Annotated in this window: 21 protein-coding genes; 9 read left to right on the top strand and 12 right to left on the bottom strand. The window is 39.8% G+C overall.

Going from position 1 to position 16,500, the window contains the following annotated elements:
- Positions 1–20 precede the first annotated feature (20 nt).
- Positions 21–821 (top strand): hypothetical protein, encoded by an 801-nt coding sequence (locus tag ACY650_RS08450; RefSeq protein WP_462253694.1) that lies wholly within the window; start codon positions 21–23, stop codon positions 819–821.
- On the top strand, positions 811–1,323 hold the full coding sequence (locus ACY650_RS08445) for a DUF350 domain-containing protein (protein WP_462253693.1): 513 nt from the start codon (positions 811–813) through the stop codon (positions 1,321–1,323). Before ACY650_RS08450 ends, ACY650_RS08445 begins: the two co-directional genes overlap by 11 nt.
- Here ACY650_RS08445 and ACY650_RS08440 read toward each other — a convergent pair.
- From ACY650_RS08440 to ACY650_RS08415, 6 genes are all read right to left on the bottom strand, one after another.
- Positions 1,316–1,702, bottom strand: a complete 387-nt coding sequence (locus tag ACY650_RS08440) for a DUF6768 family protein (RefSeq protein WP_462253691.1) — start codon at positions 1,700–1,702, stop codon at positions 1,316–1,318. The two genes, ACY650_RS08445 and ACY650_RS08440, sit on opposite strands and share 8 nt — an antisense overlap.
- Positions 1,689–2,255 (bottom strand): RNA polymerase sigma factor, encoded by a 567-nt coding sequence (locus ACY650_RS08435; protein ID WP_462253689.1) that lies wholly within the window; start codon positions 2,253–2,255, stop codon positions 1,689–1,691. The genes ACY650_RS08440 and ACY650_RS08435 overlap by 14 nt, the downstream gene beginning before the upstream one ends.
- Before the next feature lie 43 nt (positions 2,256–2,298).
- Positions 2,299–2,937, bottom strand: a complete 639-nt coding sequence (locus ACY650_RS08430; protein WP_462253687.1) for an ATP-binding cassette domain-containing protein — start codon at positions 2,935–2,937, stop codon at positions 2,299–2,301.
- The gene (locus tag ACY650_RS08425; RefSeq protein ID WP_462253685.1) at positions 2,934–3,239 is read right to left on the bottom strand and encodes a hypothetical protein; all 306 of its coding nucleotides are present in this window, start codon (positions 3,237–3,239) and stop codon (positions 2,934–2,936) included. Before ACY650_RS08425 ends, ACY650_RS08430 begins: the two co-directional genes overlap by 4 nt.
- Before the next feature lie 85 nt (positions 3,240–3,324).
- Positions 3,325–5,937 carry an ABC transporter permease gene (locus tag ACY650_RS08420; RefSeq protein WP_462253683.1) on the bottom strand — a complete coding sequence of 871 codons (2,613 nt, stop codon included), beginning with the start codon at positions 5,935–5,937 and terminating at the stop codon, positions 3,325–3,327.
- A 36-nt stretch (positions 5,938–5,973) separates the two neighbouring features.
- Entirely contained in the window at positions 5,974–6,294 is a 321-nt protein-coding gene (locus ACY650_RS08415; RefSeq protein WP_462253681.1) for a PadR family transcriptional regulator, read from the bottom strand.
- 245 nt (positions 6,295–6,539) lie between these two features.
- Here ACY650_RS08415 and ACY650_RS08410 point away from each other — a divergent pair, with 245 nt between their 5' ends.
- Entirely contained in the window at positions 6,540–7,142 is a 603-nt protein-coding gene (locus ACY650_RS08410; RefSeq protein WP_462253679.1) for a DsbA family protein, read from the top strand.
- A 138-nt stretch (positions 7,143–7,280) separates the two neighbouring features.
- Positions 7,281–8,270, top strand: a complete 990-nt coding sequence (locus ACY650_RS08405) for a hypothetical protein (protein WP_462253677.1) — start codon at positions 7,281–7,283, stop codon at positions 8,268–8,270.
- Between the two features lies 1 nt (position 8,271).
- Here ACY650_RS08405 and ACY650_RS08400 read toward each other — a convergent pair whose 3' ends face one another.
- From ACY650_RS08400 to ACY650_RS08385, 4 genes are all read right to left on the bottom strand, one after another.
- Positions 8,272–9,594, bottom strand: coding sequence for a flavin-containing monooxygenase (locus tag ACY650_RS08400; protein ID WP_462253675.1), 1,323 nt, complete (start codon positions 9,592–9,594; stop codon positions 8,272–8,274).
- 56 nt (positions 9,595–9,650) lie between these two features.
- The gene (locus ACY650_RS08395; protein WP_462253673.1) at positions 9,651–10,064 is read right to left on the bottom strand and encodes a secondary thiamine-phosphate synthase enzyme YjbQ; all 414 of its coding nucleotides are present in this window, start codon (positions 10,062–10,064) and stop codon (positions 9,651–9,653) included.
- A gap of 28 nt (positions 10,065–10,092) precedes the next feature.
- A complete protein-coding gene (locus tag ACY650_RS08390; RefSeq protein WP_462253671.1) occupies positions 10,093–10,524 on the bottom strand; it encodes a YHS domain-containing (seleno)protein in 432 nt (143 codons plus the stop codon).
- Between the two features lie 66 nt (positions 10,525–10,590).
- Positions 10,591–10,773 (bottom strand): hypothetical protein, encoded by a 183-nt coding sequence (locus ACY650_RS08385; RefSeq protein ID WP_462253669.1) that lies wholly within the window; start codon positions 10,771–10,773, stop codon positions 10,591–10,593.
- A 141-nt stretch (positions 10,774–10,914) separates the two neighbouring features.
- On the opposite strand from ACY650_RS08385, the gene ACY650_RS08380 reads away from it, so the two are divergent.
- The 5 genes from ACY650_RS08380 to ACY650_RS08360 all read left to right on the top strand — a co-directional run bounded on the left by ACY650_RS08380 (position 10,915) and on the right by ACY650_RS08360 (position 14,488).
- Positions 10,915–11,337 carry an SRPBCC family protein gene (locus ACY650_RS08380; RefSeq protein WP_462253667.1) on the top strand — a complete coding sequence of 141 codons (423 nt, stop codon included), beginning with the start codon at positions 10,915–10,917 and terminating at the stop codon, positions 11,335–11,337.
- A 93-nt stretch (positions 11,338–11,430) separates the two neighbouring features.
- A complete protein-coding gene (locus ACY650_RS08375; protein ID WP_462253665.1) occupies positions 11,431–12,306 on the top strand; it encodes an RNA polymerase sigma factor in 876 nt (291 codons plus the stop codon).
- Positions 12,307–12,313: 7 nt separating this feature from the next.
- A complete protein-coding gene (locus ACY650_RS08370) occupies positions 12,314–12,784 on the top strand; it encodes an SRPBCC family protein (protein ID WP_462253663.1) in 471 nt (156 codons plus the stop codon).
- Between the two features lie 59 nt (positions 12,785–12,843).
- Positions 12,844–13,473, top strand: coding sequence for an SRPBCC family protein (locus ACY650_RS08365; RefSeq protein WP_462253661.1), 630 nt, complete (start codon positions 12,844–12,846; stop codon positions 13,471–13,473).
- 217 nt (positions 13,474–13,690) lie between these two features.
- Positions 13,691–14,488: a PhzF family phenazine biosynthesis protein gene (locus ACY650_RS08360; RefSeq protein WP_462253659.1), complete on the top strand. Its 798-nt coding sequence runs from the start codon at positions 13,691–13,693 to the stop codon at positions 14,486–14,488.
- Here the strand turns inward: ACY650_RS08360 and ACY650_RS08355 are convergent.
- Together ACY650_RS08355 and ACY650_RS08350 are read right to left on the bottom strand one after the other, a co-directional pair.
- On the bottom strand, positions 14,485–15,627 hold the full coding sequence (locus ACY650_RS08355) for a hypothetical protein (protein WP_462253657.1): 1,143 nt from the start codon (positions 15,625–15,627) through the stop codon (positions 14,485–14,487). The two genes, ACY650_RS08360 and ACY650_RS08355, sit on opposite strands and share 4 nt — an antisense overlap.
- Positions 15,624–16,457, bottom strand: a complete 834-nt coding sequence (locus ACY650_RS08350; protein WP_462253655.1) for a UbiA family prenyltransferase — start codon at positions 16,455–16,457, stop codon at positions 15,624–15,626. The genes ACY650_RS08355 and ACY650_RS08350 overlap by 4 nt, the downstream gene beginning before the upstream one ends.
- Between the last annotated feature and the right edge of the window lie 43 nt (positions 16,458–16,500).

Genomic DNA, 16,500 nt, shown 5'->3' with positions numbered 1-16,500 from the left:
AATTATGGATATTTAGCTTTATGAAAAGCTTTTTTCAGTTTGTTTTTTATGTCTTATTGGTCTTTTTTCTTCTTTCTTCAATCATTTCGATGTTTGATGATGGGGTGAATCAGCTACCTAATTGTGATGACAATTATGTCGTAATCAACGACAACAATGATCGTCTGCACCAGAGAGAATGGGACTTTGCAAGTCAATCCAATTCGTTTTGTGTTTCCTACAACACCATAGAATCAACGAGCTTAGAATCAGGTGAAAGTCGAAATGAGATTGAAATTAATCGAGAAGAGTATGAAGAAATATGGGGTCACATTTATTCGGAGCTAGTTACTGACAGTAAGCGATACATTGAATTCTTAGCTGATTCGCTTGTTGGTGTTTCTAAGACAAACAACTTATCTAGAGATGAGCTTGCCGAGCTAATCGTTTCTTTTGTTCAAGACATTCCCTACAGCTATGTACGCTCAAAACCATGTGTAGAGTCTGATAATAAAGGGAAGCCGTGTATTGGAAACATAGCATTTGGTCTTTTGTCTCCTTATGAATTTATTCATTCACTTTATGGCGACTGTGATACACGCACGGTTTTGATTTATGCCATTCTTGAATCCTTGAATTATGACCCGATGATTGTGGTGAGCAATGAATATGCACACGCGATGTTGGCCTTAAACATTGCTGCCTCTGGAGACCATCTTAAGCATAGAGGAAAGAACTATTACTTTTGGGAAACTACGGGTAAGGGATGGCCGATAGGAATGCTCCCTCCAAATTCAAATAATGTCAACTATTGGAAAATAGCACTTGTCAATGAACTCTAAAATTGCCTTACTAGCTTTAATTGAAATAATCTCAGCCATTACTATTGGGATTTTCATTCTCGCATTGACCTACAAAATCGTGCAATGGGTGGGAAGAAAATACTATAAAATTCAAGACTACAATTTGTCATACAGCATTTTTACCTCAGCAATTATTCTTTCTGTAGGGATCATGATCAGTGGGATTGTTCAGCCGTTGATTTCTTCTTTCAGACTCTTAAATCGAAGTGCAAATAGCTTTAGCCTTGCATTTGAATATATCGCGACTGGTGCTATTTACATTGCAATAGCTTACACATCAACAGTTTTGATCGGTCTTATAAGTACGTTTTTATACAGCAAACTCACCCCGATAGATGAGTTTGAAGAGATAAGAAAAAACAATGTTGGCGTCTCCCTTATTATCAGCAGTATATTGATTACGCTGACATTACTTACCAAAGATGGTGTGATGCTTTTGATTGAAGCAATTATCCCATATCCTGAATTACCACCTATTTAGCATTCAATTTTCCTGCAAGCATCGAGAGTTGAAGCTCAACACGTTTCATTTCTCTGATCGTAGCGTTTTTATTCATTTCCATTAAATGGAAGATTTTGATATAGGTAATCGAAATCATCGTGACAATGATACCAATACCAAACTTGATCAATTCGGCCGTCTCCGAAGTAGTGAAAAATCGATATACGAAGTATACGCAAAACCCAAAAACAACGACCTGAACAATAATTGTTAACGTATTGAGCCACTTTAGCTTCCCGTCAAACAGTCCCCCGATCATCTGAAGCAAGTTTTGTTCATCATATGAATCAAATAGTTCCTTCTCATCTGCTGACAAAGCCTCTTTGATCAACTGATCGATTTCTTCATTCTTTTTCATCTTCATAAAATTTGTTTTCCAAAATATTTTTTAAGTGTTCTCGCCCCCTAAAGAGGCGAGACTTTATTGTTCCAACAGGCAATTCCAATATTCCTGCAATGGTGATTATTGATAAATTTTCTTGATAGAAAAGTTGAATTACGCTCCTCTGTTCTTTTGGCATCTGATCGATAGCGACCTTCAACGCCTTCAATGTTTTCTCGGGTGCTCTACTGGTGTTATCATCAAATTCAGCTTGAGCTTGTTCACGGATTGCTTCCCTTTTTCTATTTACTTGATTAGATCGTATCCAGTCTATGGACATGGTGGTAGCAATACGTAATGACCACCCTTGAAATGCACTCGGATCTCTTAATGTTTTTAATTTTTTGATGATGACTATCCATGCTTCTTGCACAATGTCTTTAGTGGCTGAAGCGTCCCTAGTAGTATTGTATACACGGCCAATCATTTTTGAATTCCATCGCTTCACGAGGAGTTCCAAAGACTTGCGATCTCCAGCTTGGCAATTGATGACCAGCCATTCTTCAATTATTTGATCCGAAGGTTTCATTTCTTACCCTTTAGTCGGATAGATCTGTGTAAGGTTCAATTAATTATTCAGGAAGGTAGCCAAATTGCTGTAGTTCTTCCTTTTCAAAGATGCTTTGTAGGTAGCCGTCAGTTAGAAAATAAAACCTTGAACATACATCTAAAACCGTCCGATAGCTATGATCGGAAAGAATGATCCCCTTTACTCGTGATTGCTTCTTGATATGAGGAATAAGACTCTCAATTAATACCGGTGAAAGGTAAGAGAAGGGTTCGTCAAGAAGGGCAAACATGGTTGGTGCGTAGAGAATAATGAGTGTTTCTAAGAACCTTGCTTGTCCTTTTGACAGCTGTCCAAGTCTTATATTTTCTATTTCCTTTGTTTCCTCAAATTCTGCTTTTATATCATATAATTCTCTCGCTTCGCGAAAAGTCAATTTATCTGGAAGAAAAATATCTTGAGGCAAGTAATTAATGAGTCCTTTATTCTCGAAGGGAATGTGATAGTATGTTTTGTTGAATCTCACAGATTGGTTTTCTCCCCGAAGAGAACCAAAGAGTATTTTCATTAGTGTGCTTTTACCTGAGCCGTTCCTACCAACCAACCCTACAATTTCGTTGGTCTCACATTTTACGTAGATATCTGAAAGAATGGTCCTGCCATCAAAGGCGATGTTTATGCTATCGGCTTCAAGTATATTCATCTGAATAGCAGGTTGGCGATGTAAAGTGAAATGACTGTAATGATCAGATCCATTAAAAATGAAGCAACTGCCAGGCGCTTAATTCCCCACCCGAGGTTGAAAAAGAAGTAAATGCGATTATTTCTGAAAAAGTAGAAGTACGCAAAAGTCGCCAGGTACCCGGCCATCTTTGTTAATACGATCTCCCCATGACTTTTTTCACCGTAGGTTATCAGGGTGTAGATGCTTATTAGGGTGAATAGCAGGTTAAATTGGGCAAACTCTGTAAAAACAAGTTTGCTAATACGAATCCATCGCTTCATAGCATGGACTCTAACCAAAAGTTAAGCCAAACTGGTTTCAAAGAACTTTAACTCATAAGAAATCAGCTTGACTAATGAATAAAGATCATTCATCTCTTAAAACACTTGCAGGATTTGTTCTGGCTGCTTTCCATGTCTGGGTGATGATGGTTATGAAGCAAAGAACCATTAGAAAGATGATACTACCACCGATTTCCCGTATCGTAATATCAGTTCGGTAAACATTTTGGGCCAATATGACCTTATCGAAAAGAACATAGCATATAGGTGTTCCTATGATTATCGCTATTGTCACCATTTTGAAGAATCCTTTTGAAAGTAGAAAGATCAACTTCTTTTCGGATGCTCCAAATGTCTTTCTTATACCGATCTCTTTCATCCGAACTTGTGTAGAATATATAGCCATTCCAAAAAGCCCCAATGAACTAATAGAAATGGCAAGGAACCCTACGAATCCAAAGATCATCATGAAGTCTACCAAAAATTTATAGTAGTCTTCTATTTGGCGATCCATAAATTGCGCGTCTATGCGATGCACGGGATCAATGGTTTCCCAGACTCTTTCTACATTGTCAAGTGTCCTTAGTACATCGCTGCTGGCGAGCTTAAGATTTGCAAACTGATAGCTATCATTATTTCGGACTACCAAACTGTAGATATGATCTTCCAAATTTTTGTAAATGATGTCTTGAATCACTCCCACAATCTGAACAGTTTGACCTTGCAGATCGAAGACGGTTCCTAGAGCTTCTGAAGGTGAATTCAAACCAAAGCTTTTTACAAAAGTCTCATTTACAATGATGGTGGACTCTCGTGATTTATTTTCATTTGACTCAAAGTTTCTTCCTGCCACCAGTTTTACATCCATGTTTCCAAGGAATACTTCATCTACTGAAATCTGATGAACCCAAACCGTATCACCATTTCTTGCATCTACGATTTGTAAGTTGTGGGAGGTGCCTACTCCTGTTACATAAGAGGAAAATGACACATCGGAAACCTCTGGGAGTTTCATCATTTCAGCCTTGATAATCTCTGGATCATTTCCTTGTAAGCTGACATTTAAAACATTTGAGCGATCAAATCCCAGATCCTTGTTCAATGAATAACTGTATTGCTTATGTGTAATTACTACAGCCATTACAAAGATTATACTCAGAGTAAATTGAGCCACGATTAGCCCTTTTCGAAAGTTAATTCCAGAAAGGGTTCTCAAGGCTTTGCCAGATCTTAGCGCATTTAATGAACTCAAACGAGCAAAGAATAATGATGGGCTAAGGCCAGCAATTAATCCTGTGACAATCGCAAAGCATAGAAACCATATAATCAATTGCGGTGTGAGTTCTAATGAAACCATTTCTTCGGCACGGGGCAGAAGACTTATAAAACCCGTTCTCAAAAACTTGAAAAACACAATTCCCAGGAGCAGTGAAAAAAGAGAGAGAATTATTGCTTCGACGCTGAATTGGCCAAAAATGGAAGTACGAGATGCGCCGTTAAGCTTTCTTACTCCAACTTCTCTAGCTCGTCGCATGGACCTTGCCATTGATAGGTTGGTATAGTTGAATATTGCAGAGAGCAATATGGCACCTGCTATCACGCACAAAATGATTACCGGTAAGAATATCATCTTTGGACCAATCGAATCACTGATATTTGGGCCCGGGACAATTTGATTGATGCGTTGCAATTCGAATTTAGCAGTGAAATAGTCTGGTTCTTTAAAGAAGGATGGAGCTGTAGACTCTAACCATCTTTCAACGTTGGCCTTCTCTATGTTTTCTGGGATATAGATGTAGTTGTAGTACCGGTCAATATTTTCCCAGTAATCGTGTGTCTTATCTATTTTTCCTTGATTGGCCAATAAAGGCGTAGTGCTTATTGAAACTATGGCGTCAAATTGCAAATGAGAAAATTGGGGTGCATCCTCAATAATTCCATTCACAATAAATGTCCCCAACCCTTCAATGTCGATGGTTTCGCCGATGGGATCTTTAGTCTCATAAACTTTGGCGACAAAGCTTTCTGAAAGAATTACTGTGAATGGCTCACTCAGAACTGATGAAGGGTTTCCTTTTTTGAGATCGAAAGAAAGGAAATCAAAGAAGTGTTCATCGGCATATATTCCTTTAATGTCAATGTTCTTTTGGTTAGCCGTAGCTAAACCCTGTATTCTTCTCCCAAGATTTGTGACTTGGATACCGGGTATTTGAAGAGCCATTTCCTCACCAAGAAATCGAGGTGATGAAGCCTGGGTTTTTAAGGTTTGGCCTTGATAATTAGCTGTTGAGATGACCCGGTAGATCTCGTTTTTATGCTCATGGAACTCATCAAATTTGAGTAAGTCAGATATCATCCCTATAACTAATAGCCCGGCAGACATTGCTACCGAAAGACTGAAGATGTTGATGAATGAAAAGAGCTTTTGCCTACGCAAGTTTCGCATCGAAATTGTGATATAGCTAGCTAGGAGAGCCATTCTGTTATTTGATGATGGACTCGGTTTCGCAACCACCGATGGGCGAAGCATCTTTATCACCTCCCAGAAGTAAATTCTTCGTGCTTTACGCAGGCCATACTTTTCCTTATTGTTTAAAAAACATTCTTCCAAGTCACCCTCTAACTCCTCGAAGTAGGGATCGTTGCAGAAAAATTTAAATATCCGATAGGCATAGGATGGTATATCTGGATGTTTCATAATGTTAGTCTTTTGAGTTTAGTCCTTTTGAGCATTTCAAGAAAGCTTCGGGATTAGGCCCCACATGCCCTCTCTCAGCTCTTTTGCTTCTTGCAGAGTTTCCAAGCCGCTATTCGTCACTTCATAGAAGCGTTTTCGTCTTCCGCCACGTTCAGAGGTAGGTGCTCCATAGTCCGATTGGATAAACCCTTTTTCCTCAAGCCTGGTGAGCGCAGTGTGTAAGGCCCCTCTACTGATAGACCGCTTCATCCTGCGATCGATTTCTTCTTGTATGGTAACGCCGTAGGCATTCTTTTCCAGTATGAGAATACTTAGCATTACGATTTCTTGAAACTCGCCTAAATGTGTTCCTTTCATGAACTTTTATTATTAGATTCTTAAATGGAGACGTAATAATAATTTATTTGTTTCGTAAATGGAGAAAAAATAAACAAGAACCTTATTCTGATTGAACGTGTTGCCTACTCAAACAAATAAGAAATGAATCCTTATTGCGATCCTGAAACCGGCATTTGTACTCCTTCAACTTTCGATGACCTTCAATCAATTGGTCAAAATATAAACTAACGGAGAAAACCGAGATCATTTATGTTGGCGATCCGATGTGTTCTTGGTGCTGGGGCATTTCCCCTGATCTCATCAAATTGAGAGACTACTATCGGGATAAAGAAGTGGGTTATAGAGTTGTGGTCGGAGGCCTACGTCCAGGAGGAGGAGATCCTTGGAATGATCAAATGAAGGATTTTCTTAAAGAACATTGGGGGCATGTTACTGAAAAGAGTGGTCAGCCATTTGGATACAAGCTGATGGATTTGGAAGATTTCAATTACGATACAGAACCATCTTGCCGCGCAGTAGTAGCAGCAAGACCCTTAGCTGGTGATAGTGAAATGGAATTCTTCGAAGAGGTGCAGCGGAAGTTTTACGTAGAATCTGAAGATCCAGGAGAGACCGAATTCTATCAAAGCATTTGCGAGAAATTGAATATCGATTTTAGTGCATTCAAATCCCGTTTTGAAAGCGAAGAAGTTCGATATGAAACGCAAAATGAATTTGTTCTTAATCGTCAATGGGGCGTTCAAGGGTATCCAACCATGGTTCTTCTTCATCAAGATCAACTTTTCATGATAGCACATGGATATGCCACATTCGATCAGATGAAAGCTCAAATTGAGAAAACCATTGAAGAAGTGGCAAAAGGCTGATTTCCGAAAAATCGTCTTAGGCAGTCAAAAGATTAAGCTCCCCTAAGCACTTAGGGTTTATTTTCACTTTTAACATATGGCTTTAGGGGAGCCATTCACAAGTCAGTACTTAGCATCAACCAAAGATTACTGACCCAAATGAAAACTTTCTTCTCACTACTAGCTGTTTTGATTTTTCAGCTAAGCAGCGCACAAAAAGTAGTATACTTTCCAGGCTTTGAATTGATAAATATGGAGCCAAATAGTGGGCTTCAATACTCCACTTCAAAATTGATCAAATCCTACATTGAGGATAACCACGATTACACCGTATTATTAGATGAACGAATTGGTGGCGATGGTTATCTGGGTAGGGAGCCCCTTAGCACCTCAGTGGCAAAATCCACGGAGATAAATTCACGCTATTTCATGACGGGTGAAATACATTACCTGCAAGGGGTGTACATTATTTCGTTAGGTGTATACGAGACAACAACACGAGAGCAGGTTTGGCACGATATGGCTAAAGGTGCTGCAGAACAAGACTTGGATCCCCTTCTTTCTCGCCTGGGAAGGTCATTCTTCACCAATCGTACTGCAAAGACTGATATTGAAATAGATGAGGTTACGGAATATGATCAGCAAGGAGTAGAGCTAGCCCAAATAAAAGTCAATCACTACATGGGAATTATGCTTGGCGGCAAAGCCATTCCCAATGAAAGTATCCTGTCTGGATTTGGAATTACGTATACCTATGATGCTTCTACTTTTCTTTTCAACTTAGACTTTGAGCTTTTTCCATCTTCCAGCCTATCGGTGAATCATCGCTCTCCAGATCGCACCATTCATAGTGGAAATGCAAGCCTCGGAGTGACTTATCCATTGTCCAGAAAGCGTACAACATTCTACATCAATGGAGGAATGGAGTATAGCTATACCCAAATCAATGATTCAGAATATGACGTTGATTATCACGATACGGAATCTGGCATAGGAGCCTACTTTGGAGGTGGGTTCATGATCAACAGGAATTCCACTGTCAACTTAAGAATATTTGCTGCTGCATCCGTGCCTTTCTACAAGGTTGATGACACCAAAGTATCGGGTGTAAAGTTTGGGATCGTGACTTCCTTCGCAAGGAAAAAATAGGTCAAACTTCTGAATGCGCTCTTACTTCTTTTGACACCCAATTTGATGGAAGCTGCTTGAGTAATGACCGTTTAAAAATGTGATAGTCTACTGTAATGGTATGTCTTGGTGTGTTGAGTTGTTTATAGTGAGGGTTGTTTACTTCTCGATTAACCAGTGAGGCTACATTTGACGGTCGCTTCCATTTTCCGGAAAGTTGTCTGGCTACAATCTTGGATTGGAGTTCAGCACCAGGCCATATACACCCTAATGGTTGAAACAAGCCGACAAAGAACAGATTGGCGTATGAAGGATGGAGCATCTTTAAATACAGCGGTACAGGGCCTTCCGAATAATTTATGAACGATGGCTCTAAAAATGGGTGCGAGATGATGAATCCTGTACAGGCTATGATTACATCAAAGTCCTCAGAACTTCCGTCTTTAAAGTGTACAGTTTGTCCATCCAGTCGTTCGATATCTACTTTTGGATGCACCTTGCCATGCCTTATTCGATAGAGCAACTCATCATTGATCGTGGGATGCGTTTGCCCAAAGTTGTGATCTGGTTCTTGCAGGTTGTAGTTTTTATTTGGACCAATAAATACGCGGATAAGTAATTGTGAAAGCATACTTCTCAACTTGACAGGAAGCCATGTCATTCCAGAACCTACCACATCAGAAGGTTTTCCGAAGAAGAACTTAGGAATGATTCGGTAGCCCCTACGCCAACTGATGCTGGTACGCTTGCTTACTCTGCTTGTTTCTACTGCCACATCGCATGCTGAGTTTCCTCCTCCTATCACCAATACACGTTGATCCTTGAATGGCTCTGCTTTTTTGAAATCATGTGAATGTAAAAACTGCCCTGAAAAATTACCCGGATATTCCGGCAAACGCGGATTCCAATGATGTCCATTGCATACAATCAGATCTGAAAATGTATCAGTTTTTGTTCCGTTCTTGCCCTCAACTGTTACTTTCCACTCATTTTCAGAGACATAATCTGCCCGAATTACGGTAGTCTCAAACTGTATGTGGTCCAGCAATCCAAAATGTCTGGCATATCCTTGAAAATAGCTTGCTAATTGTTGATGAGAAGGATAGTCAGAAACTTCTTCTCCATGATCTTCCCAGGTATAATCTTCGTATTGAGAGAGAATCTTGGAACTGATGATATGGGTAGTTTCAAATACGCTCGAATGGCTGGGTTTTTCATTGTACAGCCAATTGCCGCCTACACGATCATTGCGATCATAGCAGATAGCTTCTATACCTTCGTCCAATACATTTTTTAAGGCGGTAATTCCAGAGGGGCCAGCCCCGATGACGCATACTCTCTTCATGCAAACTTATTTACACGCTGAAGATAATTAGAAGTCAGGAAATGACTTTGTACCATTTAGGAATAGATGCTAATAACGAGCTTTCTACTCCCTCCGTGATCACGATGTTCTCCGAGATAAATTCCTTGCCATGTTCCCAGGTTTAATCGTCCATTGGTAATCGGAATGGTCACAGAACTTCCCAGTGTACTTGATTTTAAATGTGCAGGCATATCGTCAGAACCCTCATAGTCATGTTGGTAATACGGAGCATTTTCAGGGATGAACTTGTTGAAGTGACTTTCGAAATCGATTCGCACTGTTGGGTCCGCATTTTCGTTGATCGTCAGGCTTGCTGAAGTATGCTTGATGAAAACATTGAGCAAACCCGCGTCAATACCATTGATGTCAATTGCATGTATGACTTCATTGGTAATCAAATGAAATCCTCGTGGGTATGCTTTTAGTGATAATTCTATCTGCTGCACCATACCCACGAAGCTAATTAATTCGAATATTCTATTCGACCACTTTTGGCCAGTTGCTGTCGGCTTTTACAATGAAGTCTGCCTGGTTAGCTTCCCATTTTTTCTGTATGCTCTTGTTATAGTTGAGGTAAAGCTTACCATCTACAATTTTCCATGCTTCTGGTTCGATTTTGTAAATAGCTCCTTTGGAAACGCCAAATGCACAGTAGCCACCATATTGAGGGGCATACTTTTCTGGCGTGGCTTTAAAAGCGTCTAAGTTTTCTTTTGAACTGAAATACCAGTCAGCCTCTTTCCATTTCAAGGCGAATTCGCTACTTCCTTTTATGGGCTCTTCATTTTTAAAGTAAGCTACTGGATCGTACCCTTTGATGGCACCATCGTCTGTACTGAAGATGGGGCTCTTTTGTGCATATGCACTAAGGGAAATAAAAAGTAAAAATATTGGTGCTAATTTTTTCATGATCTTTTTCACGATTGTGAGTTGGCAAAGATTTATGAAGAACACCAAATGTCAGGAAAGCGCCTTTTAACTCAAGATCCTTGCTGGCAACATAAATAGCGCGCGGATAAATCCAAATACTCCCTCCACGGCAAACCCAAGGATTCTAAAAGGCAGTAGCAATAGCCAGATGATTGGGTAAAACACCAAAATGGCCAATGCAAGCGGCCAACAGATTACGAGTAGGATAAACCATAGTAGTAGTTTCATAGATGATTAAACGAAGCAAAAACATGGCTGGTTATCTGATCGGATACGCACATTTTGTCATCAAAAACCGTCCGAAAATGCCAAAGCTGTAACACAATTCTCCACAGCCAATCCAAGATGCAGGATTTAAATAACTGTACAATGAAAAAGAGAATTGAAACAACTCACACACTAGATGCAAGCCTCGATCAGGTTTGGAAAAATGTTCGAACAGGAGCTGAATGGGAGCGTTGGCTACCTATCCTTTCAGGAAGCAAGGTTGAAGGTGAAGGAAAAGGAGCAAAGCGCGTTTGCGTGATGCATGACGGCAACGAGCTATTCGAGACTATCCTTGAATCAGATGACCAGCAGAAGTTATTTCAATACAGCATCGACAAGCAATCCTTTATGCCGATCTCAGATGTTGTTGGAACTATGAGGTTTTCTGAAAGCAATGGAGAAACCAAGCTTGAATGGAATGTGGAATTTGAAGTAGAAAACGAAGAGGTTTTTGCACAAGTGAAGCCGGGAATTGAAGAGATTTATACTACTTCTTCTCAGAAATTGGCTGAGCTTTCTAGGTAACTTGGGTTCTGCCCAAGGTTTTTTTAAAATGTTGGGCAGACTCTTGTAACACATTTAACTTTTTATAGTCAAAGCGTTTAAATGAATACTACTATGAATCCATTTCAACTAGAATATCAAACAGATGAGGACGACAAGAGCCTGATAGAAAAAGCATTGACTGGTAGTAAGAGTGCATTGGAAGCGCTTTTGAAAAAACATCAGCCATTCATATTCAATATTGCCTGGAAGATGGTTCAAAATCCAAATGACGCCCAAGACATTACCCAGGAAGTACTGATAAAGGTGACCACAAAGCTTTCTCAGTTCAAGGGAGAATCACAATTCAGAACCTGGCTCTATCGGATTGTTGCCAATCACTTTTTACAAATGCGTAAAATCGGCAGAGAAGAGGTGATCACTGATTTTCAAACTTTTGGAAACATCCTTGATACATTCGACAACATCGAACTAACCGAACTGGAGCAAGAAGAAAGAGAGGCAGAAATTAGAGAGATGAATCTGGCGTGTATGTCAGGCATGCTTTTATGCCTGACACGTGATCAGCGCATGGTTTACATATTAGGTGAGCTATTCAATGCCGACCATACTGTAGGGTCAGAAATTTTGGGAATTAGTAAGCAAAATTTTCGGGTAAGACTATCACGTGCGAGAAAAGACCTATTCCAGTTTATGAATCATAAATGTGGTTTGGTAAATAAAGCAAATCCTTGCAGGTGCTATAAGAAAGTCACTTTTGCGATGAATAATAAACGCATAGACAGCAAAAATTTGCTTTTCAATCGAGAAGAATATTCAAATTTTCAAAAATATCTTTCGAAAGATGCCGATGAGGCATTGTCCATTGTCGAGGATCAGTATCGTCAGTTGCATGATAGGCTGCCTTTTAAGAAGGACTTTGACCGGAAGACTTTTCTGGATGAGGTAATTAGCGATGAAAAGGTGGTGAGATTATTCAACCTCAATTAAATCGATAATGAAAGTACATGTTCAACGACAAATGCGATCACAGACCAGTGTTTTGTGGAAGTACCTATCGGACTTTCCCAATATTGGTCAGTTCAACCCGCTCCTTAAAAGCTCTAAATGCATAGCGGGATCCATAGAAATGGGAAAGGGCGCAGAGAGGCATTGCGTGATGGTGGATGGCTCAGATTTCAAAGAACGTGTCACTGCCTGGGAAGAGGGAAAATTTTATACCGTAGAAGTATTTGAAACATCTATGCCATTAAAATCAGCGCGGGCAACTATGGGAGTTGCTTCTATCGACAAACGCTTGAGCATGGCATACTTGCATATGGAGTTGGAACCTAAATTCAATATTCTAAAACCTTTTATGTTTTTGGTATTTCGATTTTTGGCTGGTCCAGCAGTCCTTCGTGGATTAGATAAAATCTCACTTCAAGAACGCAAAGCTATTGCGGCTTTTTCAGGGTTTGTCCTATAAAACCTGTAACACATAGTAGTATGTGTGATCTAATCATCACAAACTAAAACATTAGGAAAATGAAAAAGACAATGCGAGTGTTGGTGTTAGGATTTCTAGGAGTTTTATCCGGAAGTGTGGCAGCACAAAAACAAAAGAAGGTTCAAAAATTTCAAATCAGCAAAGTAATTGATTTATCTGCGGATGAAATCTGGGCAATCGTTGGCGAAGACTATGGAAGAATCGCTTATTCACACCCAAAAATCATCGCTTCGGATTATATCAACGGAACACTTAAAGCTGGTGAAGGTGCTGAACGAGTATGCTATTTCAATGAAAAGGAAACACAATATTTGAAGGAAAAGATGGTGAATTATTCCCCTGAGAATATGTCGTTTACCAATACGGTTTATCAGGCTGGCAAATTTCCGGTAGATCCTGAATACACCAAGGCAGTCTACAGTGTCAAGGATCTTGGAAATGGGAAAAGTGAGTTTTCATTTGACATGCAGTATCGCACAAAACCCGCATTCATGGGTCCGATGGCAAAAGGGAAGTTTAAGAAGCTAATTCAGGATTACTTTATTGCAGTAGAGCATCATGCAAAGACCGGAGAGAAGGTGACCAAAGACAATTTCAAACAGATCAAAAGGCAGTATGCAAGTGCCAATTATCAAAAAGATGATTCACTCGTAGCTGTTGCTGATTAACGTTTGAGTTGGTAGTTGAAATGAGGGGCGCAAGCCCCTTTTTTATTGGTGGGGTGATTATTCAGGTTTGGCATTTTTAACCTTTCCATTATCGCCTAATATCAGAATGAACAGCAGTATGATCCACCAATAATCTGAAATAAATGCTTCCATAGTCTTACGAATTCTTTAACTTTTTAGTAGCCTAAACATCCATTTTATTACAAAAGCCAACAAAATGAAGCTACCTATTTATCAAGTTGATGCCTTTACAGATCATTTATTTGCAGGAAATCCAGCAGCAGTAGTACCTATTGGAGACGATTGGCCAATGGACGATGTATTACAAAAGATTGCTATTGAGAATAACCTATCGGAGACGGCCTTTTTTCAGGATCAAGGAGATGTATTTGAGTTGCGATGGTTTACTCCAGAGTTTGAGATTGACCTTTGTGGGCATGCAACATTAGCTTCTGCACATGTGATTTATAACCACTTAGGTTATGATAAAGATGAAATCATTTTTGAAACGATGAGTGGCGAATTGGTGGTGAAACGTAAGGATCATTTGCTTCAGCTAGACTTTCCATCTCGAAAACCAGAACCGGCCGAGATGAAAGCTGATTTGTTGAAAGCGTTTTCTATTGCTCCGAAAGAAGTCTTAAAATCTAGAGATTGGGTGTTAGTATATGATAGTGAGGCGGATGTTCGTGCGCTTAAAGTGGATGAAAGCATGCTTGATCGTGATGATTTTGATATTGGAGGGATCATCTGCACTGCACAAGGTGATGGCGTAGACATTGTATCTCGATTTTTCTTTCCCGGAGGAGCCTTATTCGAAGATCCGGTGACAGGTTCATCTCATTGTTCACTCATTCCATATTGGTCGGAAAAGCTTGGAAAAAAAGAGCTATTAGCATATCAACTTTCTGAGCGAAAAGGCTACCTCAACTGTACAGATCTCGGGGATCGTGTATTAATCGCAGGAAATGCTGTGACTTACTTAATTGGAGAAATCACCATTGAGCAGGCTTAACCCTGTTGCTTTTGAAGCACCATCAATTCGAGTAGCAGCGTCCAGTTGTAAGGTTCCGAAACCCACGTGATTGATGGGATGTATCGACTTCTTCCTTTGCTGATATTGAAAGGATTTATGGAGAAAAAACTAAACGATCGCATTTGTTTTTGCCATCGTTTCAAGTCGATCGTATCATTCGTTTCATAACCCAGTCGATGAAGAGAAGATAATATCATCACTTTCTCTACTTCATTGTTTCTTTCATTCAATAAGTCAATCAAATCATTCTGGACTTTTTCCTTTATTGAGTCAAAGCGATTGTCAGTGTCTGCGGCAATTAACCTTGCGATGTGGTAAAGCACTAGTGCGGGAGAGTCGCTATGATGAGAGATATTGGCAGTGCGCTCAAGGTGATCATTATTTAATACCATCTCCTTAATCAGCGAGGCAGTAGCTTCATCGTATTCGTTCCATTCGAAGTCCCTCTCGATCACATATAGCAACACATTCGACATGATACACAAGTCGAACGTTTGAGGCATATTTTTCCCAAACCAGGTTTCGTAGGCTTTAGAATTTAAATACTCGTCTGGCGTAATCAACTTCACATTTGCGCGATCAGTTCTACTGGCGTAAGCCACCATTTGCTTTCTGAAAAGACTATCATACCTCTTGTTTTTTCCTCTTGAGAGTGCGATCAAAACGGTTGTGTCAAAATCATCAGGAAGTCGAGATTTCTTATTTGAGATCAATTTGTTCCCATTGGGAAATGGCAGATCTGGAGATACTGTCTGCCAAAAATTGTAAGTGATACCTCCATTTCTATTTCTATATTTTCCATAGACAGGATTGGTTTCTTTTAAAATTGAGGCTACAATCTCACGACTTCTGTCATCAAGCTTATCGTTCAACATTCTTAAAGTTGAATTTATGGAGGCAGTAAAAAAGATGGAGTTATCATCAACATAGTTGCTGGAGAAGCTCCATTTACGCTTTACCGGAAATAAGCCAGGGTCATAAAATTCATCATCTTCAACCTGATAGGATTGAATAACATCTATCACTTCAGCTTCCGTGTATTGAGAAAAACACGCGATGCTCAAAATGATGGAAAAGATGCTGCAGTACAGCTTCAATAATGGTAAAGGCTCGGTCATCTGCTTAATAAAGCAAGGATAAGAAATGCATAGGTAACATGTGATATCCTTACACTAAGTAACGCTGTTTTATTGCTGGCATTTTGAAAGAAAGGAAAAAAAGAAGCCCATAGAGATACAATTCCAATAGCAAAAAAGATAGCAGAGAGGTCGAATGAACGTTTTTCCAATAGCAGTAAAAGCGCTGATGTCGCTATTAAAAGACAAAAACCTACAAGTACTTTGACTTTAGGCAAAGAATAATACATGGGGAATGATCTTTTCCCCCACGCTCGATCTCCATCAATATCAAGCCAATCAAGCAGTACTTCTCTGGGCACCGTGAAAAAGAAAAGAAAAACGGATGAAGCCCACAAGTAGTGGTCGGGTTTGAGTACTAAAATTCCCCATTGAGTTCCGGCCGCAATAAGAGCCACAATACTATTGGCGAGGAGACCGGTGCGAGCATTAATGAAGGAATAAATACCAGTTCCTAGTAAAAATGCAATCGCAAGTGAGAAGACATGAATCCCAAGAAACCATGAAAATACAAGTAGTAGGCACGCAAATATGACTGTTACTTTTACTGCGGTTGGCATTGATATCACGCCGGTAGCGATTGGTCTACTTTTCTTATTGAGAAGGTCTTTTTCTCGGTCATAAATGTCATTGATCATAAAGCAAAAAGCACTTCCAAAAAACATGCTCACAACGAGTAACCAAGCTTGATTCCACTCCCCTTCTTGTGGATTGAATGCAGCGAATGTCAGTAGGCAAGTTCCAAGCGTTGCCGATGGTCTTATGGTATAAGTGATCGCACTTAGAGTTTTGAAAGTATATTGAAGCGACATTTCTATTTGAGAACAGATGCCAATAATAACGGAATCCAGTTAT

Origin of the sequence: Ekhidna sp. (genome assembly GCF_963691765.1) — a bacterium.
Classification (GTDB): domain Bacteria; phylum Bacteroidota; class Bacteroidia; order Cytophagales; family Cyclobacteriaceae; genus Ekhidna.
Note: the sequence above shows the minus strand (reverse complement) of the source record. Positions and strands in the feature narration are given on the sequence as shown.